23 protein-coding genes are annotated in these 26047 nt (G+C 75.0%); 13 read left to right on the top strand and 10 right to left on the bottom strand.

All coding sequences use genetic code 11. The features are described from left to right. Position 1: 1 nt before the first annotated feature. Together C8E97_RS06945 and C8E97_RS06950 are read right to left on the bottom strand one after the other, a co-directional pair. On the bottom strand, positions 2-967 hold the full coding sequence (locus C8E97_RS06945) for an ABC transporter substrate-binding protein (protein ID WP_121002728.1): 966 nt from the start codon (positions 965-967) through the stop codon (positions 2-4). Between the two features lie 17 nt (positions 968-984). Next, the gene (locus tag C8E97_RS06950; RefSeq protein WP_121002730.1) at positions 985-1806 is read right to left on the bottom strand and encodes an ABC transporter ATP-binding protein; all 822 of its coding nucleotides are present in this window, start codon (positions 1804-1806) and stop codon (positions 985-987) included. A gap of 290 nt (positions 1807-2096) precedes the next feature. Here C8E97_RS06950 and C8E97_RS06955 point away from each other — a divergent pair, with 290 nt between their 5' ends. Continuing rightward, positions 2097-4301, top strand: a complete 2205-nt coding sequence (locus C8E97_RS06955) for a terpene synthase family protein (protein WP_121002732.1) — start codon at positions 2097-2099, stop codon at positions 4299-4301. A gap of 150 nt (positions 4302-4451) precedes the next feature. On the opposite strand, the gene C8E97_RS06960 is transcribed toward C8E97_RS06955, so the two are convergent. The 4 genes from C8E97_RS06960 to C8E97_RS06975 all read right to left on the bottom strand — a co-directional run bounded on the left by C8E97_RS06960 (position 4452) and on the right by C8E97_RS06975 (position 7120). Then, positions 4452-4946, bottom strand: a complete 495-nt coding sequence (locus C8E97_RS06960; RefSeq protein ID WP_121002733.1) for a SigE family RNA polymerase sigma factor — start codon at positions 4944-4946, stop codon at positions 4452-4454. A gap of 45 nt (positions 4947-4991) precedes the next feature. Beyond that, positions 4992-5879 carry a serine hydrolase gene (locus C8E97_RS06965; RefSeq protein WP_342776274.1) on the bottom strand — a complete coding sequence of 296 codons (888 nt, stop codon included), beginning with the start codon at positions 5877-5879 and terminating at the stop codon, positions 4992-4994. A gap of 219 nt (positions 5880-6098) precedes the next feature. Then, complete coding sequence (locus tag C8E97_RS06970) at positions 6099-6272, bottom strand: DUF397 domain-containing protein (RefSeq protein WP_121002738.1); 174 nt, start codon at positions 6270-6272, stop codon at positions 6099-6101. An 8-nt stretch (positions 6273-6280) separates the two neighbouring features. Continuing rightward, positions 6281-7120 (bottom strand): helix-turn-helix domain-containing protein, encoded by an 840-nt coding sequence (locus C8E97_RS06975; protein ID WP_121002745.1) that lies wholly within the window; start codon positions 7118-7120, stop codon positions 6281-6283. An 86-nt stretch (positions 7121-7206) separates the two neighbouring features. Here C8E97_RS06975 and C8E97_RS06980 point away from each other — a divergent pair, with 86 nt between their 5' ends. The 3 genes from C8E97_RS06980 (at position 7207) to C8E97_RS06990 (ending at position 11305) form a co-directional block, all read left to right on the top strand. Beyond that, positions 7207-7422 (top strand): hypothetical protein, encoded by a 216-nt coding sequence (locus tag C8E97_RS06980; protein WP_121002747.1) that lies wholly within the window; start codon positions 7207-7209, stop codon positions 7420-7422. 423 nt (positions 7423-7845) lie between these two features. Continuing rightward, the gene (locus tag C8E97_RS06985; protein WP_121002749.1) at positions 7846-10479 is read left to right on the top strand and encodes an AfsR/SARP family transcriptional regulator; all 2634 of its coding nucleotides are present in this window, start codon (positions 7846-7848) and stop codon (positions 10477-10479) included. Positions 10480-10633: 154 nt separating this feature from the next. Next, entirely contained in the window at positions 10634-11305 is a 672-nt protein-coding gene (locus tag C8E97_RS06990) for a hypothetical protein (RefSeq protein WP_121002751.1), read from the top strand. Between the two features lie 176 nt (positions 11306-11481). Here the strand turns inward: C8E97_RS06990 and C8E97_RS06995 are convergent, their stop codons facing one another. Beyond that, positions 11482-12792, bottom strand: coding sequence for an MFS transporter (locus tag C8E97_RS06995; RefSeq protein WP_121002753.1), 1311 nt, complete (start codon positions 12790-12792; stop codon positions 11482-11484). Positions 12793-12890: 98 nt separating this feature from the next. Between C8E97_RS06995 and C8E97_RS07000 the strand changes: the two genes are divergently transcribed. From C8E97_RS07000 to C8E97_RS07015, 4 genes are all read left to right on the top strand, one after another. Further along, positions 12891-13478 carry an NADPH-dependent FMN reductase gene (locus C8E97_RS07000; RefSeq protein WP_121002755.1) on the top strand — a complete coding sequence of 196 codons (588 nt, stop codon included), beginning with the start codon at positions 12891-12893 and terminating at the stop codon, positions 13476-13478. Between the two features lies 1 nt (position 13479). Then, on the top strand, positions 13480-14466 hold the full coding sequence (locus C8E97_RS07005) for a zinc-binding dehydrogenase (protein ID WP_121002757.1): 987 nt from the start codon (positions 13480-13482) through the stop codon (positions 14464-14466). A 10-nt stretch (positions 14467-14476) separates the two neighbouring features. Further along, complete coding sequence (locus C8E97_RS07010) at positions 14477-17137, top strand: helix-turn-helix transcriptional regulator (protein WP_121010946.1); 2661 nt, start codon at positions 14477-14479, stop codon at positions 17135-17137. 422 nt (positions 17138-17559) lie between these two features. After that, positions 17560-19335, top strand: coding sequence for a family 20 glycosylhydrolase (locus tag C8E97_RS07015; RefSeq protein ID WP_121002759.1), 1776 nt, complete (start codon positions 17560-17562; stop codon positions 19333-19335). A gap of 64 nt (positions 19336-19399) precedes the next feature. Here C8E97_RS07015 and C8E97_RS07020 read toward each other — a convergent pair whose 3' ends face one another. Next, the gene (locus C8E97_RS07020; RefSeq protein WP_121002761.1) at positions 19400-20224 is read right to left on the bottom strand and encodes a hypothetical protein; all 825 of its coding nucleotides are present in this window, start codon (positions 20222-20224) and stop codon (positions 19400-19402) included. 204 nt (positions 20225-20428) lie between these two features. On the opposite strand from C8E97_RS07020, the gene C8E97_RS07025 reads away from it, so the two are divergent. From C8E97_RS07025 to C8E97_RS07045, 5 genes are read left to right on the top strand one after another with little or no spacing between them, the layout of a single operon-like run. Then, a complete protein-coding gene (locus C8E97_RS07025) occupies positions 20429-21556 on the top strand; it encodes an acyl-CoA dehydrogenase family protein (RefSeq protein WP_121002763.1) in 1128 nt (375 codons plus the stop codon). Further along, the gene (locus tag C8E97_RS07030) at positions 21556-22566 is read left to right on the top strand and encodes a s-methyl-5-thioribose-1-phosphate isomerase (protein WP_121002765.1); all 1011 of its coding nucleotides are present in this window, start codon (positions 21556-21558) and stop codon (positions 22564-22566) included. The genes C8E97_RS07025 and C8E97_RS07030 overlap by 1 nt, the downstream gene beginning before the upstream one ends. After that, positions 22559-23224, top strand: coding sequence for an acireductone synthase (mtnC, locus tag C8E97_RS07035; protein ID WP_121002766.1), 666 nt, complete (start codon positions 22559-22561; stop codon positions 23222-23224). The genes C8E97_RS07030 and mtnC overlap by 8 nt, the downstream gene beginning before the upstream one ends. Next, a complete protein-coding gene (gene mtnB / locus C8E97_RS07040; RefSeq protein ID WP_121002768.1) occupies positions 23221-23811 on the top strand; it encodes a methylthioribulose 1-phosphate dehydratase in 591 nt (196 codons plus the stop codon). The genes mtnC and mtnB overlap by 4 nt, the downstream gene beginning before the upstream one ends. Continuing rightward, positions 23808-24371: a 1,2-dihydroxy-3-keto-5-methylthiopentene dioxygenase gene (locus tag C8E97_RS07045; protein ID WP_121002771.1), complete on the top strand. Its 564-nt coding sequence runs from the start codon at positions 23808-23810 to the stop codon at positions 24369-24371. The genes mtnB and C8E97_RS07045 overlap by 4 nt, the downstream gene beginning before the upstream one ends. Here the strand turns inward: C8E97_RS07045 and C8E97_RS07050 are convergent. Then, positions 24355-24990 carry an HD domain-containing protein gene (locus tag C8E97_RS07050; RefSeq protein ID WP_246018715.1) on the bottom strand — a complete coding sequence of 212 codons (636 nt, stop codon included), beginning with the start codon at positions 24988-24990 and terminating at the stop codon, positions 24355-24357. The two genes, C8E97_RS07045 and C8E97_RS07050, sit on opposite strands and share 17 nt — an antisense overlap. Further along, entirely contained in the window at positions 24987-25688 is a 702-nt protein-coding gene (locus tag C8E97_RS07055; RefSeq protein ID WP_211346930.1) for a phosphotransferase, read from the bottom strand. Before C8E97_RS07055 ends, C8E97_RS07050 begins: the two co-directional genes overlap by 4 nt. Between the last annotated feature and the right edge of the window lie 359 nt (positions 25689-26047).

Genomic DNA, 26047 nt, shown 5'->3' on the forward strand with positions numbered 1-26047 from the left:
GTCAGGCGGTGACGGCCCGGACCAGCTGGTCGGCGACGTGGCCGACCGACCGGGGCCCGCCGAACGTCCACGTGCCCGTGGCGAGCCGGTGGACCTCGCCGGACGCCACGAACGGCAGCCGCTGCCACACCGGGTTCTGCGCGAGGCCGGTGGTGAACACGTCCTCCTCGGACGCGCTGTAGAACAGGACGGTCTTCGGGTCGGTCAGCGCGGTCAGGCCCTCGACGTCGGTCTGGCCGAGGCCCCACTGCGGGTCGACCTGGCCGGTCCACGCGTTCTTCAGGCCGACCTGCTCGGCGGCGTCGGAGACCAGGGAGCCCTTGCCGAACGGCCGGATGTTGACGGTGCTGCCCTCCAGCCAGCCGTCGGCCACCACGAACGGCGTGCCCGCCGCGCCCTTGGCCTCCACGGCCTTGCGGCCCTCGGCGAACCCGGCGTCCAGGTCGGACAGGAGCTTGTCGCCCTCGGCGGACCTGCCGACGGCCTTGGCGATCATGCGGGTGTCCTCGCGCAGCCGGTCGAGGTTGCGGGCGGCGTCACTGGCCTTCGTCACGACCACCGGCACGTACTTCTCCAGCTGCGCCACGAGGGTGGTGTCGCGGCCGGACGCCATGACGACCACGTCGGGGTCCAGCGCGACGATGGCGTCCACGCTGGGCTCGTTGCGCTTGCCGACGTCCTTGACGGAGTCGTCGAGCGGCGCGACGGAGTTCCACGTCTTGTACCCGGCGGTGTCGGCGGCTCCGACGGGCATGACGCCGAGCGACGCGACGGTCTCGGTCTCGGCCCACTCCAGCGTGACGACGCGCTTGGCGGGCGCCTTCAGCTCGACGGCCTTGCCGCGCGAGTCGGTCACCGTCACCGGGCCGGCGGAGGTGTCGGTCCCGGCGGGGCCGCCACCGTCCTCCGTGGTGCCGCAGGCGGTCAGCAGGATCGCGGCGGCCGCGATCAGGGCAGGGGTGCGCATGGTTCTCCGGTTGTTCTTCAGACGGGGCGGGGCGTGTGCCTGCCCAGCGGGCGGCAGTGGATCGCCCCGGTGACGGGGTCGTCGGCGACGTGGACCGTGACGCCGTAGGCCCGCGTGAGGTGGCCGGTGGTGAGCACGTCGCGGACGTCGCCGCTCGCGACCACCCGGCCCTCGCTCAGCAGCACCACCCGGTCGGCGACGATCGCGGCGTGGTCGAGGTCGTGCAGCACCACGCCGACGGCGACGCCGTGGTCGTCGGCGAGGTCGCGGACGACGTCGAGCACCTCGACCTGGTAGCGCAGGTCGAGGTGGTTGGTGGGCTCGTCCAGCAGCAGCACGGAGGTCTCCTGCGCGAGGCAGGACGCCAGCCAGACGCGCTGGAGCTCGCCGCCGGACAGCTCGTCTACGCCGCGCTCGGCCATCGCCGTCACGCCGGTCAGCGCCATCGCGCGGTCGATCGCGGCGGCGCCGTCGGCGTCGACGCCACGCCACCCGGACCGGTGGGGGAAGCGGCCGTAGGCGACCACGTCCCGCACGGACACGCCGGAGGGCGTGGGGCGGTGCTGGGTGAGCAGCGTGACGTTGCGGGCGAACTCCTTGCCGGACAGGGCCGAGCCGCGCCAGACCTCGCGCTCGCCGAACCGGACGCCGCCGTCGGCGGGCTTGTGCAGCCGGGCGAGGGAGCGCAGCACGGTGGACTTGCCGGAGCCGTTGGGCCCGACCAGCGCGGTGACCGCGCCGGGGCGCAGCTCCAGCGAAACACCGTGCACGACGGTCCGGTCGTGGTGTGCCAGCACCAACCCGTGACCGGCGAGCAGCGCGGCATCACCCTCGGACATGAGGGGAGCCTAACCTAAGCATTGACCCATACGGGCGTGATCTACTGCACTCAACGGGGTAGTTGATCACTGGCCGTGTGTGCGGCACACCCCAGCCGAGCCGGGGTCCGCCGCAAGTCCGGCCACTCGCACCCGTGCCACGCGAGGTGGACACGCAGCGCATGCCCCGGTTGCGCCATCGAGGGGACTCGACTGCCCGAACGTGTGGAACCGTCGCTGGAGGGCTTGGCCGATGCCGGCCACGGCTGGTTGCGTACTGCGGGTCACCACCGAGCGAAGGGCGCCCGCCGATGCAGCCGTTCCAGTTGCCGGAGTTCTACATGCCCTACCCGGCGCGGCTGAACCCCAACCTGGAACGGGCGCGCGCGCACAGCCGGGCGTGGGCGCACCGGATGGGTTTCATCGACGTCCCGCAGCACGGCACGGTGATCTGGAGCGACGAGGACCTCACCTCCCACGACTACGCGTTGTTGTGCGCGTACACCCATCCGGACGCCTCGGCGGACGACCTCGACCTCGTCACCGACTGGTACGTCTGGGTCTTCTACTTCGACGACCACTTCGTGGAGCTGTACAAGCGCAACCCCGGCGACGTCCGGGGCGCGAAGGCGCACCTCGACCGGCTGCCGCTGTTCATGCCCGCCGACGGCGTGATCACCGAGGAGCCGGCCAACCCGGTGGAGGAGGGGCTCCGGGACCTCTGGCTGCGCACCGTCCCCGCGCACTCCGCGGACTGGCGCAGGCGGTTCGCCGACAACACCCGGCACCTGCTGGACGAGTCGATGTGGGAACTGCTCAACATCGGCGAGGGCCGCCTGGCGAACCCGATCGAGTACGTCGAGATGCGCCGCAAGGTCGGTGGCGCGCCGTGGAGCGCGAACCTCGTCGAGCACGTCACGGGCCTGGAGGTGCCCGCGCGCATCGCGTCGAGCCGCCCGCTCGCGGTGCTGCGCGACACCTTCGCCGACGCCGTCCACCTGCGCAACGACCTGTTCTCCTACGAGCGCGAGGTGCTGGACGAGGGCGAGCTGAGCAACGGCGTCCTGGTGCTGGAGAAGTTCCTGGACCTCCCGACGCAGGAGGCCGCCGAGCGGGTGAACGACCTGCTCACCTCCCGCCTGCACCAGTTCGAGCACACCGCCGTGACGGAGGTGCCGCCGCTGCTGGACGAGCACGGCGTCGACCCGGCGGGCCGGCTCGCCGTCCTGGCGTACGTGAAGGGCCTCCAGGACTGGCAGTCCGGCGGCCACGAGTGGCACCTGCGCTCCAGCCGCTACATGAACGACGGCGCGCTCGCCGCCGACCCGGTGCCGGGCGGGCCGACGGGGCTGGGCACGCGGGCGCTGAAGTCGCTGCTGGGCACCGCGCCGCAGCGGCTCCGCGCCTTCACCCACGTGCCGTTCGCCGAGTCGCCGCCGCTGCCGAAGCCGGCGCTGGACATGCCGTTCCCGCTGACGTTGAGCCCGCACTACCCGGACGCGCAGGCGGAGAGCGTGCGGTGGGCGCGGGAGGTGGGGTTCCTCGACGAGGGCGTCTGGACCGAGGAGAAGGCGTGGGACTACGACCTCGCGCTCTGCTCGGCAGGCATCGACCCGGACGCCACACCCGACCAGCTGGTGAACAACGCGCTCTGGCTGACGTGGGGCACCTACGGCGACGACTACTACCCGGTCGTGTTCGGCCGCGCGGGCGACCTGCCGGCGGCGAAGGTGGCCACCGAGCGGCTCAAGCAGCTGACGGCCCTGGACGGCGTCGCGCCGGTCACCCCGGTGACCGCGCTGGAGCGGGGCCTGGCCGACGTGTGGGCCCGCACCGGGGCCGTCCTGCCGCGAGCGCACCGCGAGCAGTTCCGCGCCGCGCTGCACCTGATGCTGGACGGCTGGGTGTGGGAGCTGAAGAACCAGCACGAGCACCGCGTGCCCGACCCGGTGGACTACCTGGAGATGCGCCGCGCCACGTTCGGCTCGGACCTCACGATCAGCCTCACCAGGTTCGGGCACGGCGAGCTGCTGCCCCCGGAGGTGCTCCGGACCCGCGCGATCCGCAACATCGAGAACTCGGCGATCGACTACGCCACGCTGCTCAACGACCTCTACTCGTACCGCAAGGAGGTCCGGTACGAGGGCGAGCTGCACAACATGGTGCTGGTGGCGGGCACCTTCCTCGACCTCGACGTCGAACGGGCCCACGCCGTCGTGGTGGACCTGGCGAACCAGCGGCTGGCGCAGTTCCGGCACTCGGTGGCGCGGGAACTGCCCGCCCTGGCCGAGGAGTTCGCCCTGAACCGGGCGGCGCGGGCCGCGCTCACCCGGTACGCGGCGGAGCTGCAGGACTGGATGGCGGGCATCCTGAACTGGCACGAGAAGGCGCGCCGGTACGACGAGGAGACCCTGACCCGCCACTTCGCGCACCGCGCGGTCGGCGCGCCGCGACCGCTCCGGGGGCCGACCGGGCTGGGCACGTCCGCCGCGCGGGTGCTCGCGTCCAGGGCGTGACGGGGCCCGAGCGGAGCCCCCGCGCGGGCGGCTCCCGGTCGCGCCGGCCCCCGGCCGGGGAATCCGCGCGCGTGGCCGCGCCCGGGGAACGGGTGCGGCACCGGTCGGGCGTCGCCCGGACGGCGGCGGTGGTCCGGCGGGCGCACCGCGTCACGCGGCCGCCGGCCGGGACCGGACCGCCAGCAGCCCGCGCAGCGCCGCGAGGCCCTTGGCCGCCTGGCTCTTCACCGTCCCCTCGGCGCACCCCAGCCGCCGGGCGGTCTCGGCCACGCTCAGGTCCGCGCAGTAGCGCAGCACCACCACCTCGCGCTGCCCCGGCGGCAGCCGCACCAGCGCGGCGCGCACGTCCAGCACGTCCTCCACGCCGGGCGGCGGCGCGGCCACCGGCGGCAGCTCGCCCACCGCGGTCTCGCGCCTGCGGAACGACCGCTGCCCCTCGTCGATCGCCGTGCGCAGCAACACCTTCCGGGCGTAGGCGTCCAGGTTCACCCCGGGCCCCAGGCGCGGCCACGCCGTGAACATCTTCGCCAGCGTCGTCTGCGTCAGGTCGTCGGCGGCGTGCCGGTCACCGCACAGCCGGTACGCGGCGCGGCGGATCGTCGCGGTGCTCGTCGCCGCGTACCGCTGGAACTCGTCGTCGGTCACACGGGTTCTCCGCCGCACCGGCCGCGCGCGTCCCCGTGCGGTCGGTCACACGTCGCCGAACAGGGGCATCAGGGCCATGACGAGGGCGGTCACCGACTTGCCCGCCGCGGCGTACCCGGCCGAGCCGGGTTGCTCGGTCAGCACGACCACCACGTGGCGGTCGTCGACGATCCCGGTGGTGTTCATCGCCCGCAGGCCGTCGTAGCAGCACGCCCAGCCCTGCTTGACCGCCCACCGGTGGTCGCCGACGGCGTCGGGGATGCCGAAGGTCTGGTCGATCCCGTCCGCGCCGAGGGGCGTCGCCGCCGCCAGGGCCGCGAGGATCACCCCCGCGTGCGGCGAGTCGAGGACGTGCCGGTAGATGGCGACGACGTCGTGCGCGGTCAGCAGCGTGTCGCCCCACTTGTCGGGGTCCGGCGACGGGACCAGGCCGGTGAGCCCGATCCTCGTCGACCACTGGCGCGGGATCGCCGTACGCCACAGCCGGTTCGCGGTGTGGTCGTTGCTGGTGGACAGCATGTCCGCCACACCGGACACCGAGGCCGCGCCCCGCTCCAGCGCGTCGAGGGCGATCAGCAGCTTGATCACGGACGCGGCCGGGAACGGCACGTCGGGCCGCTCGGCGAACACCTCGCGCCCGGTCCGCAGGTCGTACACGGCGACACCGCGCCACACGCCCGGCGCGACGCCCGCCAGGTCGACCACCGGCGGCGGCGAGGTCGCGGGGCCGGGGTCGACCGGCGGCGTGGCCGAGACCGTCGGGTCCTGCGGCGGCGGCAGCGGCTCCGGCGACACCTCCACCGGGGGCGGCTCCACCGCCGAGGACACCGCCGTCGTGATCGTCGCCGCGGCCGAGGGCGGTTGCCGCTCGTCCACCCGCCCCACGGCCGTCACCGCGGTCACGGCCATCGCGGCCACCGCGCCCACGCACATCGCCACCAACCCCGTCCGCGTAACCCTCACATGACGGAAAAGGCCGCTGGGGGGTGCTCGTGTTGCATCTGCGCGAGGGCAACTCCGTGGTGGCCTCAGGCGTACGCGCGCGGTTCTTCAGACCCCTGCGGAGCGAGTGTGACGATAGTCACGAAGCGGTGAGCGGGGGGCGGAGGGTCGGGCCGCGCGTGGCCCGACGCGCAGCCGTCACCGCAGCCGTCACCGCAGCGGGCACCGCTGATGGCGCAGGAACGAGGCCCAGGCGTGCTCGGGGAAGGCGAGCCGCGGGCCGGCGGGGTGCTTCGAGTCGCGCACGGCGACCGGGCCGGCCGGTGGGAAGCGGACGGCGACGCAGCTGCCGTTGTCGGCGCTGTGACTGCTGGTACGCCACATGGGGGCTCCTAGGTGATCAATGATTCGATCAGGGCCGCGCTTTCGGCGGGCGGCAACGCGACCCGTGCCAGGTTCTGCGTGCCCAGCGTATAGGTGCGGACCCGCCGCGCCTCGTCCACGAACACCGCCGCGTCCTGGAGTTCGACGTAGACGACCGGCCGGGCGTCCGCGAAGTCCAGCAGCGCGAATTGCCCGGTGCTCGCCGCGTGCGGACCGGCCTCGGGCGGCACCACCTGCAAGGTGACGTTCGGCAGCTCGTGGAGTTCGAGCAGGTGCCGGTACTGCTCATTCCTGATTTCCCGGTCGCCCACGGCCAGGTGCAGCGCCTGGAGGGCGACCACCGCGTGGAATTCGAGCGGGCGGTCCTCGGTCAGCAGGCGGCTCCGCCCCATCCGGAATTCGACCAGCCGGTCCGTCGCGTCCGCGGACACCCGCGGCGAGGCGCTGGTCAGCGCGCGGGCGTACGCCTCGGTCTGGAGGAGGCCGGGCACGACGACCGGCTCGAACACGAATTCGGCCCGCGCCAGGGACTCCAGGCCGACCATCGTGCGCAGCCAGTCCGGCGCCACGTCGGTCCACGGCCCGACCCACGCCGCCTCGTCGGACCGGCCGCTCAACCGGACGAGCCGTTCGACGTCCGCGGCGGGCACCCGGCACGCCGAAAGAACCCTGCGGATGTCGCTGGGATACTGTGCGGACCGGCCGGTTTCCAGGTGGCTGAGCTTGGGTTTGCCGATTCCGCACGCGGTGGCGAGTTGGGATAGCGACAATCCCGCTTCGTTGCGGTAACGCGCGAGTTCGACACCGATCAACCACCGGAGTGCCGAGGGTGCGGCCAAATCGAACATGCCGAAACGCTATCCAAGACGTCTCCGTAAACATATCACCCGATCAGGCAATTCCGCCCGGTAGGGGTCCGGGTTACGTTTTCGGCATGGACCTGGTCACTTACATGGAAGTCGAGCGCGACACCAAAATCACCTACGAGGTCAACGCCGACCGCACACTCGTGTTGTCGGTCGGCCGGGACAGGTACGGGCTCGGGGTGAGCGAAGGGCTCTCGCTCCTGCTCGGCGAGGCCGCGACGTCCCGGCTCATCGACAAGCTCACCGAGGCGCTGGCCGAGATCCGGTCCGGCGTCGGGACCTGACGCACGCCGGCGCGGGCACCGCCGGGCCGGCGACCCCGCGCCACCCCCGGGGCTCGGCGCGCGTCACCCGGCAACCCCCGGCTCGGCCCGCGTCGACCCGTCGTACCCGCCGCGCGAAACCGGCTCACCCGCTCGGGCAGCCGCGCTCCGCACCGCCTCCGCACCGCCTCCGCACCGCCCCCCGCACCGCCTCCGCACCGCTTCCGCCGCGGACCCGCTCGACACCGGTCGGCGGTCCGGGCCCGACTCCGAGAATCCCGGCCGGTGGGGGCACGGGCCGGGATTCTCGACCCCCTTGCGAGGACGGGGATGTGGGGTCCCCGTCCGTGGACCTCATCGGTGTGCGGTCGTGCGCCCACTGTGGCCGGGTGATCGTGCGCGAACCTAGGATGAACCTTGAACCGGCAGGTCAAGGGGGCTGGCATGGAGTTCGGGCTGCTCGGGCCGGTGGAGGCGCGCGAGGGCGGGCGCCGGGTGGACCTCGGGCACGCCAGGCAGCGGGCCGTGCTGGCGGTGCTGCTGCTGGAGGAGGGCCGCCCCGTGCCGGTGGACCGGATCGTCGACCGGGTCTGGGGCGACCGGCCGCCGCTGCGCGCGCGGGAAACCCTCTACGGGTACGTGTCGCGGTTGCGGTCCAGGGTCGGCGTCGGCATCGAGCGCCACCCGGCGGGCTACGTGCTGGAGACCTCGGCGACGGACCTGCGCGGGTTCCGCGACCTGGTCGGGCGGGCCCGCGCCGCGTCGCCCGCCGAGGCCGAGCCGCTGTACGACCGGGCGCTGGCGCTGTGGCGCGGCGAGGCGCTGGAGGGCCTGGACTCGCCCTGGTTCGCCGCGGCCCGCGACTCCCTGCACGCCGAGCGCAAGGCCGCCGAGCTGGACCGCAACGACGTGGTGCTCGGCCTGGGCCACCACGTCGCGCTGCTGCCGGAGCTCCAGGCGCGGGCGCAGGACGAGCCGCTGGACGAGCGCCTCGCCGGCCAGCTCATCAAGGCGCTGCACCGCGCCGGCCGGACGTCGGAAGCCCTCCAGCACTACGAGCACCTGCGCCGGCTGCTGGCCGAGGAGCTGGGCACCGACCCCGGTCCGGCGCTGCGCGACCTGCACCTGGAGCTGCTCGGGCCGTCGCCCTCGGTGCCCCGGCAGCTGCCCGCGCCGCAGCGGTGGTTCACCGGGCGCGACCGCGAGATCAAGGACCTCACCGAGCCGGGCTCGACCGTCGTGATCACGGCCATCGGCGGCGCGGGCGGCGTCGGGAAGACCGCGCTCGCGCTGCACTGGGCGCACCTGCACGCCGCGGACTTCCCGGACGGCCAGCTGTACGTGAACCTGCGCGGGTTCGACCCGGCGAGCGAGCCCGTGCCGCCGTCGACCGCGCTGCGCGGGTTCCTGGCCGCCCTGGGCGTGACGGACCCGCCGCCGGAGGTGGACGCGCAGGCCGCCCTCTACCGCAGCCTGGTGGCGGACAAGCGGTTGCTCGTGGTGCTCGACAACGCCCGCGACACGGCGCACGTCACGCCGCTGCTGCCGGGCGGCCCGCGCTGCGCGGTGCTGGTGACCAGCCGCCGCCAGCTCCTCGGGCTGATCGCCGAGCACGGCGCGAAGTCGATCACGCTGGACGTGCTGGACGACGCCGACGCCCGCGCGCTCCTCACCGCCCGCCTCGGACGGGAGCGGGTCGCGGCCGAACCGGACGTGGTGGACGCGCTGCTCGACCTGTGCGGCGGGCTGCCGCTGGCGCTGGGCATCGTCGCGGCCCGCGCGGTCACGCAGCCGGACCTGCCGCTCGCGGCGCTGGCGGAGGAGCTGGCCGAGCACCGGCTGGACGCGCTGGACGACCTGAGTTCCAGCCTGCGCACGGTGTTCGCGTGCTCGTTACGGGTGCTGTCGCCGTCGGCGGCGGAGCTGTTCGGGCTGCTGGGCCTGACCACGGCGCCGGACCTGAGCCTGCGGTCGGTCGCCGCCCTGGCCGGCCGGTCGACGGCGCGGACCCGGACGTCGCTGCGGGAGCTGGAGCACCTGGTGCAGCAGCCCGTGCCGGGCCGGTACCGGATGCACGACCTGGTGCGGCTCTACGCGGCTGAGGTCGCGCCCGCCGACGAGGAGGCGGTGCGCCGGTTCGTGGGTCACCTCGCGGCGACGGCGCACGCGGGCGACCTGCTGCTCGAACCGCACCGGCCGCCCGTCGCCGCGCCGGCGGGCGAGGCCGCGCCGCTGGCCGACGCCGCCGGTGCGATGGACTGGTTCGACCAGGAGTACGAGTCGGTGCTGGCCGCGCAGCGCCAGGCCGTCGAGCGCGGGTGGCACGACGTGGTGTGGGTCATCGCGTGGGCGTTGACGAACTACCACCTCCGGCGCGGGCACGCGGCGGAGGACCTGGCGGTGTGGCGTGCGGCGCTGGCGGCGGCCGAGGCGCTGGGCGACCGGGCCAAGCAGGTGGCCGCGCACAAGTTCGTCGGCATGGCGCTGACCGACGTCGGGGTGTACGAGGAGGGGCGGCACCACCTGCGGCGGGCGTTGGAGCTGGTGGAGGACGACTACGGCCGGGCGGGCGCGCACCGGGCGATGGCGTGGGCGCTGGAGCGCGGCGGCGACCTGGCGGGCGCGCTCGCCCACGCGGAGGCGCAACTGGAGCTGTTCCGGGCGTTGGCGGTCCCGGTGCGGGTCGCGGAGGCGTTGAACGACGTCGGCTACCGGGCGGCCAAGCTCGGCGACTACGCGCGGGCGGAGGAGTGCTGCGCGGAGGCGCTGGCGCTCAACCGGGAGCTCGGCCACCGCGACGGCGAGGCGGCGACCTCGGACAGCCTCGGCTACATCGCGCACCGCCACGGGCGGTCCGCCGACGCCCTCCGGCACTACCACCACGCCCTGGACGTCTACCGCGAGCTGGACAACTCCTACGAGGAGGCCAGCGTGTTGCGGCACCTCGGCGACGTGCACGCGGCGCTGGGGCACGCCGACCGGGCGCGGACGTGCTGGGGCGACGCGTTGGCGCTGTTCGAGGCGCAGGGGAGGGTGGAGGACGCGGAAGAGGTCACGGCGCTCCTCCTACGGTCGTAGGGCGGACCCGCCGCCGGTTGCGACGACCGGTCGACGCGCGGTGGTGCGGCCGGCGGCGGTGCTGGGCCGGCCGTGTGACGGCGGTTGCCTTCGCCGGGGCGGGAACCGAGACTCTCGGGATGGTCGACGGCTCGGCTCCCGGCACCCGGTAGTCATGGCGCACCCTGGACAGGCTCGCCGCGACGGCACCCGCGAGAGCGTCGAGGCGTTCGCCCGGTACCTCGACCGGTGCCGGGACGCCCACCTCAGGTCCCGCGCCGACACGGTCCGGGACTGGGCGCGTGCCCTGGCCGAGGCCGACCGCCCGGGCGCGGGCGACGAGCGCCACCTGGCCCTGGCGGAGGTCCGCGACCGCGCGCGGGTGCTCGCCTTCGCCCTGACCGCGTCGCGCGGCGACGCCCTCAAGGCCGCCGGCTCGTCCGGCGCGACCCTGGAGCACGTCGTGGACGGGCAGCCGTACCTCGGCGACGACCGGCTCGGCCGGGCGCAGTCGGACTACCACGACGCGCACGTGTCCTACGCGGCGCACTCGGCCGCCGCCCACCACGCGCGGCTGGTCGTGCGCGGGCTGTCGCGCGACCTCGCGCGGGCGGCGGCGGCCGGCCGGGCGGGCGGCGTGTCGCGGGTGTGCGGCCTGGCGCGCCGGCTGGTGGAGTGCGCGCTGCGGCTGTGGCTGGTGCCGCGACCGGCGGCGCGGCGCAGGCGGTGCTGGGCCAGGCTGGACGAGCTGGGCCGGTGCGCGCGCCCGCGCTCGGCGCAGCTCGGTTACGCGCTGCAGGTGCTGGTGCGGGGCACCGACCTGGACGTGGGTGACGGCGACGGGTGACCGCAGCGGGTGACGGCGGCGGGCACGGTCGGCGGTCGGGTGACGGCCGCGGTGCACCGGGGTGGACCCGACAGCGGGGGAGGGGCGGCTCGTGCCGCGACGGACCCGGTGCCACTCGGACCGCTCCGCGACGCCAGGCCCCGGGGAGACCGCACCGCGACGCCACCCCGACGCCGCTACCGCGTCCGCCCCGCGACGAGCGCCGCGCCACCGGCCACGACGACGGCCGCGAGGACGGCGACCCCGACCCGGAACCCGCCGGCGCCGTTGCCGCCCCACCCGGCCGCCAGGGCCGCGACCGCGGGCCCGACCGTCGCGCCGAGCATCCGCGCGGTGGCGCTGATGCCGCCCGCCGCGCCCGCCCGCCCCTCCGGCGTCACCGACATGATCAACGTGCTGATGGCGGCGTTGAACAGCCCCTGCCCCACCCCGACGACCGCGAGCCGCCAGCTCAGGTCGAACAGGCTCCCGACCGGTGGCAGCAGGGCCAGCAGCCCGACCACCGTCACGGCCGTGCCCACCACCGCCACCAGCCACGGCCCGTAGCGGTCGGCCAGGTTCCCGGCCACGGCGGCCAGCGCGCCGACCCCCGCCACGAACACCAGCAGCGCGACCCCGACGTCCTCCGGGCTGCCGCCCAGCACGTCGGACACGAAGTACGGCACCAGCAGGAACGTCAGCCCGCCCAGCCCGGCGACCAGCAGCAGCGCCAGCACCGGCAGGCCGAGCGACCGCTGCCGCACCAGCCCGACCACCGGCCGCGACGCGGGCAGCCGCGCCCACCCCACCGCGAGCGCCACGCCGACCGCGACCAGCCACGGCAGGTCCTCGAACGCCAGCAGCAGCGCGGTGATCGCGCCGCCCAGCAGCGCCGCCTCCAGCCACAGGGCGCGGTCCGGAGCGGGCAGCCCGCGCCCGTCGCCGCGCAGCGATCGGAAGACCAGCCACAGCACCACGACCAGCAGCGGCAGCTTCATCAGGAACACCGACCGCCACCCGAACGCGCCCGCCACGACACCACCCAGCGGCGCGCCCGCCATCCCGCCGATCGTCATGATCGTCATCACGTACCCGACGGCGCGCCCGCGCTGCTCCGGCGCGACCGCCGCCACCACGACCGGCATGTACCCGGCGAGCACCAGTGACGCGGCGACGCCCTGCACCACCCGCCCGACGAGCAGCACCCAGAACGCCGGCGCGACGGCCGTGAGCACGCTCCCCAGCCCGACGCCCGCCATCGCCACGACGAACGCGAGCCGCACGTCCGCCCGGTCCACCCACCGCCCCACCGGGATCGCGATCGCCGCCATCGGCAGCGTGTAGGCGAGCAGCACCCAGGCCGTGGCCGACGGCCCGACGTCCAGCTCCGCGCCCATGCTGGGCAGCGCCACCGCCGCGACGCTCATCTCGGTGGTCACGACCAGCATCGCGACGGCGAGCGCCACCACGGGCGTCCACCTGGTCCTGACCTGCGTGTCCTGTGTCATGGACCGAAGCTATGAGCCGGTCGGGCCCGGTCGAATCCGTCACCTGACCAGTCAGGTGACAGATGCCCGCCGGTGCGCCCCGTTCCTAGCTTGGTGCCATGTCCGAGGGAGAGAACGTGATCAAGCTGGCGATCATCATCGGGAGCACCCGCAAGGGCCGGTTCGGCCCGGTGGTGGCGAACTGGTTCACCGAGCAGGCGAGGCAGCGGGCGGACGTGGCGGTCGACGTGCTCGACCTGGCCGACCTGGGGCTGCCCGACGTGCTGCACGGGTTCGGCGAGGAGCCCGCCGACGAGGTCAAGGCGGTGTCGCCGCGGCTGGCCGGCGCGGACGCGTTCGTCGTCGTCACGCCGGAGTACAACCACAGCTTCCCCGCGCCGCTGAAGAGCGCCATCGACTGGCACTACACCGAGTGGCAGGCCAAGCCGGTCGGGTTCGTGTCCTACGGCGGTGTCGCGGGCGGCCTGCGGGCCGTGGAGCAACTGCGGCAGGTGTTCGCCGAGCTGCACGCCGTCACGGTGCGCGACACGGTGAGCTTCCACGGCGCGTGGTCGCGGTTCGACGAGGAGGGCAGGCCGGTGGACGCCGAGGGCGTGAACGGCGCGGCCAAGACGATGCTGGACCAGCTCGTCTGGTGGGGCACCGCGCTGAGCGAGGCCCGCGCCAAGCGGCCGTACGGGGCCTGAGGTGCGGGCCGTCCGGCTGCACGCGTTCGGGGCGCCCGCCGAGCTGCGGTACGAGCGGGTCGCCGACCCGCGGCCGGGGCCGGGGCAGGTGCGGATCGCCGTGCGGGCCGCCGGGGTGCACCTGGTGGACGCGGTGCTCCGGCGGGGGTGCGCGGAGTGGCCGCCGAGGCCGGAGCTGCCCGTCGTGCCCGGCAGCGAGGTCGCCGGCGTGGTCGACGCGGTGGGGCCCGGCGTGCCCGGCTCGTGGCTGGGCGCGCGGGTCGTGACCCAGCTCGGGCTCGCCAGCGGCGGGTACGCGGAGCTGGCCGTGCGGGAGGTCGGCGCGCTGCACGTGATCCCGGACGGGCTCGCGTTCGACGCCGCCGTCGCCATGATCTGCACCGGCCGCACGGCGGTCGGGGTGCTGGCGGCGGCGGGACCCGCGCCGGACGACGTGGTGCTGGTCACGGCGGCGGCCGGCGGCGTGGGCCACCTGCTGGTGCAGGGCGCGTCCGGTGCGGGCGCGCACGTGGTCGGCCTCGTCGGGTGCGCGGAGAAGCGGAAGGCGGTGCTGCGGGCGGGCGCGGCGGCGGCGGTCGACTACCGGCGGCCGGGGTGGGCCGACGAGGTGCGGTCGGCGCTGGGCGGCCGGGAGGTGAGCGCGGTGCTGGACGGCGTGGGCGGCGAGCACGGGCGCGGCGCGGTGGAGCTGCTCGCGCCCGGCGGCCGGCTCGTCCTGTTCGGCGCGTCGTCGGGCACGCCGACCGAGGTGTCCACGGCGGACCTGTTCGACCGGGCGCTGACGGTGACCGCCGCCGTCGGCCCGCACGTCGCCCACCGGGCGGGCGGGCTGCGCGCGCTGGAGGCGCGGGCGCTGGCCGACGCGGCGGCCGGCCGGTTCACGCCCGTCACGCGGCGCTTCCCGCTGTCGGCGGCCTGCGAGGCGCACGACGCGCTGGAAGGCCGCCGCACGGTCGGCAAGGTCATCCTCGTCCCGGACGCCGGCTAGGGTCGTGGACGTGCTGCACGGACGGTCCTCGGAACTGGCGGTGGTCGATCGGCTCCTCGCCGACGCCCGCGCGGGGCGCAGCGGTGTGCTCGTCGTGCGCGGCGAGGCGGGCATCGGCAAGTCGGCGCTGCTCGACCACGCGGTGGCGGACGGCTTCCGCGTGCTGCGCGGCGTCGCCGTCGAGTCCGAGTCGGTGGTGCCGTTCGCCGGGCTGAACCTGCTGCTCGGCCGGGTCGTCGACCAGGCCGGGTCGCTGCCGCCCAACCAGGCGGCGGCGCTGCGCTCGGCGCTGGGCCTGGCACCGCCCGACGGCGGCCACTGCCACCTGGTCGGCCTCGCGGTGCTGACGCTGCTCGCCGACCTGGCCGAGCGGAGCCCGGTGGTGTGCCTGGTGGACGACGCGCACTGGCTCGACCCCGGCTCGGCCGCCGCGCTGCTGTTCGCGGCGCGGCGGCTGGAGGCGGAGGGCGTCGTGATGATCTTCGCGGCCCGCGACCTGCACGCGCCGCCGTTCCCCGCGCCCGGCCTGCCGGAGCTGCGGCTGACCGGGCTGTCCCCGGAGGACTCGGCGGCGCTGCTGGACGCGCACGCCGCCGACCTGCCCCGGTACGTGCGCGACCAGATCGCGGTCGAGGCGCGCGGCAACCCGCTGGCGCTGCTGGAGCTGCCCGCGGCGCAGCGGGAGGGCCACCTGCCCGCGGCCCACGCGCACCGGGTCGGCGCGCTGCCCACGCACAGCCGCATCCAGCAGACCTTCGCCGACCGCATCGGCGCGCTGCCCGCCGCGACGCGCGAGCTGCTGCTGGTGGCCGCCGCCGACGACACCGGCGACCCCGGCGTGGTCTTCAAGGCCGCCGCGCTGCTCGGCGTCGGGCCTGCCGACCTGGAACCGGCGGAGCGGCGGCAGCTCCTGCGCACCGCCGACGGCAGGCTGGTGTTCCGGCACCCGCTGATCCGCGCGGCGGCGTACCGGGGCGCGCCGCTCGTGCGGCGGCTGGCCGTGCACAGGGCGCTGGCCGAGGTCTCGGAGGACGCCTACCGCGGCGCGCTGCACCTGGCCGCCGCGACCACCGCGCCGGACGAGGACGTCGCGCGGGTGTTGGCGCGGTCCGCCGAGGACGCGCGCGGGCGTGGCGGGTACGCGGCCGTCGCGGCGGCCTACCAGCGCGCGGCGGAGCTGAGCCCGGACGTGGGCAGGCGGGGACGCCGGCTGACCGCCGCCGCCGGCGCGGCCGTGGAGGCGGGGCAGTTCGACCGCGCGGGCGCGCTCGCCGACCGGGCGGCGGACCTGCTCGACGACCCGCTGGAGCTGTCGCGGGTGGCGCACATCCGGGCGACCCTGGCCGGTGAGCAGGGCAGGTACGCCGAGGCCGCGACGCTGCTGTCGCGGGCCGCGCGCTGCGCCGCGCACGAGGACCGCGTGCTGGCAGGCGACCTGCTCTTCGCGGCGGCGCAGAACGCCTGGACCGCGCGGGACCTGGCCGCGGTCCGGGAGATCGACGCGCAGGCCGCCGGGCTGCCGGGCGCGTCCGAGGTGCACGCCCTCGCCCGCGCCGCGCTCGGGCTGGAGGGCGGCGACCTGGCCGACGCGCTCGCGGCGTTGCGCGAACTGGTGGCGGCGCGGCGCGAGGGGTGCCGGAGCAACGCGGTCCTCGCGTGGTGGTTGCTCCTGCTGGGCGACGACGAGGCGGCGTTCGACTGGGCGGCCGGGCTGGAGCGCGAGTCACGCGCCGCCGGCGCGCTGGGCGTGCTGCCGAGGGTGCAGGCGTACCTGGCGAGGGTGCTGCTGCACCTGGGGCGGTTCCGCGACGCCCGCGCGACCGCCGAGGAGGGCCTGCGGATCGCGGCCGACGTCGGCCAGGTGTTCAGCGTCGGCTTCCTGCACAGCGTGCTGGCCGAGCTGGCGGCGATCGAGGGCGACGAGGAGCGGTGCCGCGCGTCGGTGGCGCGGTTGACCGGCGGTCCGCCGCGCTCGATCCGGGCGGCGTGCGCGCTGGCGCTGCTGGACCTGGGGCTGGGCAGGCACGAGGCCGTGCTGGAGCGGCTGGCCGAGGTGGCGGGCGGCGCGTACCGGCTGTACGCGATCGGCAGCCTGCCGGACCTGGTGGAGGCGGCGGCGCGGGTCGGTCGGCCGGCCGTGGCCGAGGACGCGGCGGCCTGGTACGAGCGGTGGGCCGAGCACACCGGGCAGGCGTGGGCGCGGGCGGTGGCCAGGCGGTGCCGCGCCCTGCTCACCGACGAGGAGCGGTGGTTCACCGAGGCGGTGGAGCTGCACCGCGACTCGGGCCACCCGTTCGACCGGGCGCGGACCGGGCTGCTGTACGGCGAGTGGCTGCGCCGGGCCCGCCGCCGCAGCGAGGCGCGCGTCCACCTGCGCGCGGCGCTGGACGAGTTCGACCGGCTGGGCGCCACGCCGTGGGCCGCCCGCGCGCGTGCCGAGCTGCGGGCGACCGGCGAGAGCCGGTCCCGACCCGGTCCCGACCCGCTGAGCACCCTGACGCCGCAGGAGCTCCAGGTGGTGCGCCTGGCGGCGGAGGGGCTGAGCAACCGGGAGATCGGGGCGCAGCTGTTCCTGAGCCCGCGCACGGTCGGCTACCACCTCTACAAGGCGTACCCGAAGCTCGGTGTGGCGTCGCGCGTCGAACTGGGCCGGCTCGACCTGGGCGGCTGACCGCTGCCCCGCCGGCACCGGGCAGCGGATGACGGACGCGGTCGCGCGGCACCGCACCGCGTGGCGGCCTGGTCGCACACCTCGGCACACGGCACCGCACCACGCCAAGCGGCCGGCCTCCCGCACCACGCGGCACCGGGTCGCATCGCGCGGTTTCGCGCTGTGCCGGGCCGCGTCGTGCGCTCTCGTGCCGTGCCGGGGCTCGCGGTCCCGTGCGGTGCCGGGGCCTCGTGCCGGGTCGCACCGCCCGGCCCCGCACCGGGCCGCACCAGACCGCGCCGGGTCGCGCGGCAGCACATGCCGTCGCGCGCCTCGTCCCACTCGTTCACCGCACGCGCCCGATTGGTCTAGACCCATTGACTTGATCTCGCGGAGGTGCGCACGCTGGACGCCGGTCGCCGCCTGCCCAGAGGAGGTACCCCGTGAGACTCCGAGCAAGGGCGGCGCGCGCGCTCGCCGCCCTCGCGCTGCTGTGCGGCGCGACCGTCGTCTGGACCGCCGGCTCCCACCCGCCGCCGGCGACGGCCGCCGAGCCGCTCCGGAGCGTCGTGCCGGTACCGGCGTCCGTGCAGGCCGAGCCCGGCGTCACGCACGCGCTGAGCGCAGGCACCAGGATCTACACCGCGCCCGCCGCCCGCGGCGTCGGCGACTACCTCGCGGGCGTCCTGCGGCCGTCCACCGGCTACCCGTTCCCGGTCGAGGACACCACCGGCGCACCGGCCGACGGGATCGCCCTGCTGCTGGACGGCGCGCCGCCGGAGGTCGGCGACCAGGGCTACCGGCTCACCGCCACCGCGCGTGCGATCACGCTCCGCGCCACCACGGCGGCGGGCCTCTTCGCGGGCGTCCAGACGCTCCGGCAGCTGCTGCCCGGCAAGGTGGAGAGCCCCTCGCCGCAGACCGGTCCGTGGACCGTGCCCGGCGTGACGATCACCGACCACCCCCGGTTCGGGCACCGCGGCGCGATGCTCGACGTGGCGCGGCACTTCCACCCCGTGAGCACCGTCAAGCGCTACCTCGACCACCTGGCGCTCTACAAGGTCAACCACCTGCACCTGCACCTGACCGACGACCAGGGCTGGCGCATCGCCATCGACAGCTGGCCACGGCTGACCACCCACGGCGGCAGCACGCAGGTCGGCGGCGGTCCCGGCGGGTACTACACCAAGGCGCAGTACCAGGAGATCGTCGCGCACGCGGCGGCCCGGCACATCACCGTCATCCCCGAGGTGGACATGCCCGGCCACACGAACGCCGCGCTGTCCTCCTACGCCGAGCTGAACTGCAACGGCGTCGCGCCGGGCCTGCGCACGGACATCGCCGTCGGCTACAGCTCCCTGTGCGTCGGCAAGGACATCACCTACAAGTTCGTCGACGACGTGATCCGCGAGATCGCCGAGCTGACGCCCGGCCCGTACCTCCACATCGGCGGCGACGAGGCCAACGCCACCACCGACCAGGACTACCGGACCTTCATGACCAAGGTGCTGCCGCTCGTCGCCAAGCACGGCAAGAAGGTCATGGGCTGGCACGAGTTCGTGAAGACCACCACGGACACCTCGGCCGTGCCGCAGTATTGGGGCACGACGACGTCCAACGCCACCGTCCAGGCCGCCGCCGCGCGCGGGGCCAAGGTGCTCATGTCACCGGCCAACAAGGCGTACCTGGACATGAAGTACCACTCCGGCACCCCGCTCGGCCTGTCCTGGGCCGGGATGATCGAGGTGCAGGACGCCTACAACTGGAACCCCGGCACGCACCTCGGCGGGGTGCCCGAGACGGCCGTGCGGGGCGTCGAGGCTCCACTGTGGACGGAGACCGTCGTCACGCCCGCGCACATCGACTTCATGGCGTTCCCGCGCCTCGCGGCGATCGCCGAACTCGGCTGGTCGCCGTGGGCCACGCACAACTGGGACGCGTTCAAGGTCCGCCTCGGCGCACAGGCCCCGCGCTGGGCCGCCCTGGGCATCGACTTCTACCGGTCGACCCAGGTGCCCTGGGACAACGGGGGAACGACCAGCGTCACCACCACCACGACGACGTCCGGCGCGCCGTCGGGCAGTTGGGCGCCCTGGATCACCTACCCGCCCGACGTGACGGTGGAGTTCAACGGCGTGCCCTACCGGTGCGTGCAGGCGCACACGTCGCAGCCGGGCTGGGAACCGCCGAACGCACCGGCGCTCTGGAGGCGTGCCTGACCCGACCGCCGGGAAGGCGTGCGCCCGCACGCCTCCCGGCCCGCGACACCGCGCCCCGCCCGGCTCACCCGATCCGGGCGGCGGCCACCGGTCGCCGGTCGAGCGGGTGGGCGCCGCTCGACGACGTGTTCACGCTCCACCGGTACCGGGTGAACTCGCCGGTGGTGTCCGAGGCGTAGAACATCATGTGCCCGAAACCGGCCCCGGTGGTCCAGGCGGTGGCGTCGACGATCCGGCTGTCCGGGAACTCGGGGTACCCGCCGACGCCGTGCACGCCGTGCGGCTCGGCCGTGCAGTCCACGACCTCCACCGCGTACTGCGTCTCCCCGGGGAAGTTCAGCGTCGCCACGGGTGCCACGTACACGCCGCGCACCGAGCGCACCATGACGATGTGGCCGGTGTTGGTGTCCTGGTCGTTGCGGTAGTCGATGGCCACCAGGTCGCCCGGCCGCAGGTCCGCCACCCGGCGCACGCGCCGGAAGTGCGGCACGGCGTCCCGCTCGAACGCGGCCCGGTAGTCGCGGGCGAACGGGCTGGCCGTCCCGAAGTGCCGGGCGAAGAACTTCGCGGTCGCCCAGCGGTAGGTCCGCTTCAGCACGGCCGTCTGGAACGACGCGCACTGGCTCTGGTTGAACCAGGTCGACGCGTCGCCGGGCGAGCCCCACGTCACGACGTTCGGCTGGTCGGGCCTCTTGTAGGTGTTGTTGGCCGGCGGGCAGGTGGGCAGCGAGAGGTGGCGGACGAGCTGCTCGGCCGCCGGCAGGTGCGGTGCGGCGGTCCGGTGTGGACGGGGTGCGCGTGCCTCGTCGAACGCGGTCGTGCCGGGGAACGCGGCGCCGTCCGGCGCGACGGCGGTGCTCCCCGAGCGCGGTCTGCGTGACAGGTCCATCGAGCGCCTCCCCCATCGACACGGGCCCGCACACGGTAATCGACGGGACCCCGCCGCACCGGCCGTCGATCACGACCGGTCGGCCCCGCCGCACCCGCCGGGGGACCGGCGGCGCCCTCTCATGTGGCGGAACGCTCAACCCGCCGCCGGCGGCGGCGATTACGCTCGGCGGGCTGGGTTTCGAGCGAGCGCGGAGGCGGTTGGATGACGAGCACCGATGGTCGGCAGGAGTGGCTGACCGTCGCCGACGAGGTGGCCGCCGCCCTGCGGGCGGACGCCGCCGAGCGGGACCGGGCGGGCGCCGAGCCGGTCGCCGAGGTGGCCGCGCTGCGGCGGTCCGGGCTGCTGGCGATCACCGACTGGGGCACCCAGCAGGCCGTGACGAGGGTCGTCGGCGCGGCGGACGCCAACGTCGGCCACCTGCTCGGGTACCACTACCTCCAGGTGTGGCGGCGGTGGCTGTTCGGCGGCGCACCGCTCGACGAGGGCGACGACCACCTCTTCTGGGCCGGTGTCAGCAACCCGCTGGACGCGGCGCTCGCCCTGACGCCCGTGGCCGGCGGGTTCGAGGTCAGCGGGCGCAAGACGTTCGCGACGGGCGCGTCCGTGGCCGACCGGCTCGTGGTGAGCGCCACCCGCGTCGACACCGACGAGAAGGTCACGTTCACGCTCGACGCCCGCGCCGACGGCATCACCTACGCGGGCGACTGGGACAACATCGGCCAGCGCCTCACCGCCAGCGGCGGCGTGCGGTTCGACAACGTGCGCGTGCCGGCGGAACGGGTGCTGGGCGTGCACGACGCCGCCAGCCCGCGCCAGTCGCTGGCCGCGATCGCGTTCCAGCTCGTCCTGGCCCAGGTGTACGTGGCGCTGGCGGAAGGCGCGCTCGCGGAAGCCGCCCGGTACACGCGCGGCACGACCCGCCCGTGGTTCCTGTCCGGCGTCGACGCGGCCACCGCCGACCCGTACATCCTCGCCGCCTACGGCGAGCTGGTCGCCGACGTGGAGGCCGCCGGCCTGCTCGCCGACCACGCCGCCGCGGCACTGGGCGAGGCGAGCGACCGGGGCGACGACCTGACGGCGGACCAGCGGGCCGCGACCGCCGCGCTGATCTCGTCCGCCAAGGTCGTGTCGACGCGGGTCGCGAACCAGACCACGAGCCGGGTGTTCGAGCTGTGCGGCGCGCGGGCGACCGCCGCCGCCCACGGGTTCGACCGGTTCTGGCGCAACGCCCGCACGCTCACCCTGCACGACCCGGTGGCGTACAAGGCGCGGGAGGTCGGCGCGTACTTCCTCACCGGCGAGCACGCGCCGTTCACCGGGTACAGCTGATGGAACCGGTCCTCGCGCACAGCGTCCGGCTCGCCGACGACGGCGTGCACATCCTGGACCGGCGCACCTTCCCCTTCGAGCGGACGTGGGTGCGCTGCCCGACCGTCGCCGACGTGGCGCGGGCCATCGAGGACATGGTCACGCAGTCGTCGGGCCCGTACTTCGCGGCGCTGTGGGGCATGGTGCTGGCCGCGCGGGAGGCGCGCGGGCTGCCCCGCGCCGAGGGCCGCGCCCACCTGGAGCGGGCCGGCCGGCTGCTGGTGTCCACCCGGCGCACCAACAACCACCTGCGCAAGGCGGTCGCGGCCGTGCTGGCCGGCGTCGACGCGGCCGACGACCTGCTGGAGGGCGCGCTGGCCGGCGCGCGGGCGGGCGACCAGCGCTACCGCGACCGGAGCCGGGCGCTGGGCGGGCACACCGCCGCGCTGCTGCCCGACGACGGCGCGGTGCTGACGCACTGCTGGGCCGACCTGTACCTGGTCGAGGCGGTGCGGGCGGCGACCGGCCTGGGGAAGCGGCTGCGGTTCTTCTGCACGGAGACCCGGCCCTACCTCCAAGGCGCGCGGCTGACCGCGAGCACGCTGGCCGAGATGGGCGTGGACACCACGGTCGTCACCGACGGCATGGGCGCGGCGGCGTTCAGCGCAGGCGAGGTCGACGTGCTGCTGACCGCCGCCGACCGGGTCACGATGGACGGGCACGTCGTCAACAAGGTCGGCACGCTCGGGCTCGCCGTGGCCGCGTCCGCGTTCGACGTGCCGTTCCTGGCGATGGTGCAGGCGCCCGACCGGCTCGCGCCGACGGCCGCCGACGTGCCGATCGAGTTCCGGTCGGGCGACGACGTGCTGCACGCGCTGGGCAGGCGCACCGCCGACGACCGGGTGAAGGGCTGGTACCCGGCGTTCGACGTGACACCGCCCCGGTTCGTGTCCTCGGTGGTCACCGACCGCGGCGCGTACGCTCCCGACCGCCTGTCCGAGTACTACAACGGCGAGGAAGTCCATGACTGAATGGGTCGTGCTCGACATCGAGGGCACGCTGTCCGCCACCGACCAGGTGCTGGTCGTGCTCTACGACTACGCCCGGCCGCGGCTCGGGCCGTGGATCGACGCCCACGGTGACGACCCGGTGGTCGCGGAAGCCGTGCGCCAGGTCCGGGAGCTGTCCGGTGTGGACGGTGGCACGGACGAGCTGGTGCGCGTGCTGCACGGCTGGATGGACGCCGACCGGAAGGTCACGCCGCTGAAGACGTTGCAGGGCTTGATCTGGCAGCGCGGGTACGCCGACGGCGACCTGGTCGCCGAGTTCTTCCCGGACGTCGTGCCCGCGCTGCGGAAGTGGCGCGCGGAGGGCGTGCGGCTGGCCGTGTTCTCGTCCGGGTCGGTGGCCGGGCAGGTGGCGTTCTTCGGCCACACCGCCGAAGGCGACCTGCGCGACCTGTTCGAGCACCACTTCGACACGGTGAACGCGGGACCCAAGCGCGAGGCGGACTCCTACCGCGCCATCGCCGCCGTGCTCGGGTCGGACGACATCACCTTCTACTCGGACGTGCCGGCCGAGCTGGACGCGGCGGCCGAGGCGGGGTGGCGGACGGTCGGCGTGGCGCGGCCCGGCGAGCCCTACGGCGACGCCGACTTCGGCCCGCACCGGACGGTGAGCGCGCTGTGACGCCCGGCGAGGCGCTGGCGGCCGAGTGCGCCCGGTACACCGCGATGGGGTGGATGCGCGGCACGTCCGGCAACCTCTCCGTGGTGGTGGACCGCGACCCGCTGCGGCTGGTCGTCACGGTCAGCGGGCGCGACAAGGGCGAGCTGACCGCCGACGACGTGGTGCTCGTCGACGCCGAGGGCCGCACCGACGACCCGGTGCGGGTGCCGTCGGCCGAGGCGGGGCTGCACGGTCGGATCGCGGCGGTGGCCGGCGCCGGCGCGGTCGTCCACGTCCACGCGCTCGCGCCCGTCGTGGCCGCCGAGCACTGGCCCGGCGGCGTCGAGCTGCGCGACCTGGAGATGCTCAAGGGGTTCGGCCGCCGCGCGGACGACGTCGTGGTGGTGCCGGTCGTGCCGAACGACCAGGACATGCGCGTGCTCGGCGACGCGTTCGAGGCGGGGTACCGCGCGGACGTGCCCGCCTTGATAGTGGCCCGGCACGGGGTGTACGTGTGGGGTGAGGACCTGTACCAGGCGCGCCACCGGCTGGAGTGCCTGGAGTGGCTGTTGCGCTTCAAGGTGGAGACGAGGAGGGACTCGCGATGACCCTGTTGACGGTATGGCCGGACACCGGGCCGGAGACCGTGGTGGTGCGCACCTCCGATCCCGTCGAGATCGCGGACCACCTCAAGCAGCTCGGCGTTCGCTACGAGCAGTGGCCGGTCGTCCCCGGTGTCACCAAGGAGAACGCCTTGGAGGTGTACCGCGAGCGGGTCGCGCGGGTCACCGAGAGCGAGGGCTACGTCATGGTCGACGCGATGGAGATGACCCCGTCCGACGACCCGGAGTGGCTGGAGGCGGCGGCGCGGGCGCGGCTGAAGTTCCTCGCCGAGCACACCCACGACGACGACGAGGACCGCTTCTTCGCGCGCGGCGCGGGCGTGTTCTACCTGCACGTCGAGGACCGCGTCCACGCCGTCCTGTGCGAGGCGGGCGACCTGCTGAGCGTGCCGAGGAACACCACGCACTGGTTCGACATGGGCACCCGGCCCGACTACGTGTCGATCCGGTTCTTCCACGACGACGACGGCTGGGTGGGCGACTTCACCGGCAGCGAGATCGCCCGGTCGTTCCCCACGTTCGACGCCCTCATGGCCGGTCGCTGAGCGTCGCCAGCTCCGCGGCCAGGTTGGCCTTGGCGCGCGACTCCCAGCGGTCGCGCGCTCGCGGCGTGACGTAGAGCGGGTCGCGCTCCAGCAGGCCGCGCAGGACGCGGCCCCGGCCGACCCGCCACGCGTCCTCCGGCACGTGCGCGTACTCCGCCCGCACCGCCAGCCGGTACCGCTCGTAGTCGTCCGGTTCGGCGGCGAGCACCGCCAGGTCCGCGTCCAGCAGCAGGCCGGTCAGCTCGTCCGCCGCCCGGTGGTCGGCGGTGGCCAGCACGAGCGCGGCGACGCGGCGACCGTCGACGCCGGCCGCGGCGAGCCGTTCCCCGACCCACGCGGCGCTGCGGCGCTCGTCCTCGCCCGGCTCGCCGTCGTAGACGACGTCGTGCGCGAGCGCGGCCAGCACGAGCACCGCCCGCTCCTGGTCCGCGCGGTGCGCGGCCAGGTCCGTCACGTGGCGCACGACGGCCAGCACGTGCCGGGCGTCGTGGTAGCGCCGGTGGCCCTCGGCGTACCGGTCGACCAGGTCACCCGCCGTGCCCGGCCGCCCACCCAGCACCCGGACCGCCTCGTCCCACAGCACCGTCAGAGCTGTCGACCCGCGGGGTGCCGCGCTCAACGCCCCGACCGCCCCGACCGCTGCACCCGCGCCGGGTGACCGGGGCCGTCGCGGTGGAGGTCGAGCGCCAACCGCCAACACCGGCCGAACAGCTCCCGCAACTCCAGCCAGTACGACAACCCCTCGACCGGGTACGCCCGCGCCACGGCGTCCCTCGCCAACAGCGGGCCGCGGGCGGCACACGCCACGTCCCACCCGACCGGGCCGAACCAGGCGTCCTCGAAGTCGTTCCAAACAGGACCGCGCGCGGTGAACAGCACGTTGCGCGGGTGCGAGTCGCCGTGCAGCGCCTGACCCGGCAGGTCCGGCCACCGCGCGGCCAACCCGTCCCGAGCGCGGACCAGGTCCGCCGGCCGGCCCGCCAGGGCGAGCACGGCGTCGATGTCGGCCAGCGGTGCGGCGGCGGGCAGCGCGCCGGGGTAGTGGCGCAGCTCGGCGTGCAGCTCGGCGAGCATGGCGGCGAACGACGCGGGGTCCGGCCGCCATTCGGCGTCGTGCTCGACGTACGAGGCGAACGAGACCACCAGGCCGTCCCAGCGAATCGGACCCAGCAGCGGCTCGACCACGGGCACCCCGCGCCCGGCCAGGAACCGCGCCACCGAGTCCGCTCGGTGGAAGTGCTCGTGGACGTCACCGCGAACCATCGAGGTGACCGCACCGACCCGCGCGACCACCGGCGCCGGCCTGAGGTGCACCACCAGGTTGCTGCCATCCTTCAACACCGACGGCCGCCCATCCGGAAACCCGTGCCGACGAGCCAACGCGAGAACCCTGCCCAACACCTCCACCGCTCCAGAGTCCCAGCACACCCCCATTCGCACCACGCAGATCCCCCGGCGCACAGCGACACCCGCCCAGGGCACACCCCTGTCGGGCTGCGTGTCATCCCCGTACGGCCTGCCCGCAGGGCAACCACGCTTGTCAGGCCAGGTCAAGCACGCCCTTCGCTTGACCTGGCCTGACAAGCGTGGTGGTCTTTGACAGGCCGTACGGGGATGACACGCAGCCTTGCAAAGCTTCGAAGAAGCTTTGCCCTCATCCTTGGTGGCCTGCCCAG

The organism is Saccharothrix australiensis (assembly GCF_003634935.1).
Classification (GTDB): domain Bacteria; phylum Actinomycetota; class Actinomycetes; order Mycobacteriales; family Pseudonocardiaceae; genus Actinosynnema; species Actinosynnema australiense.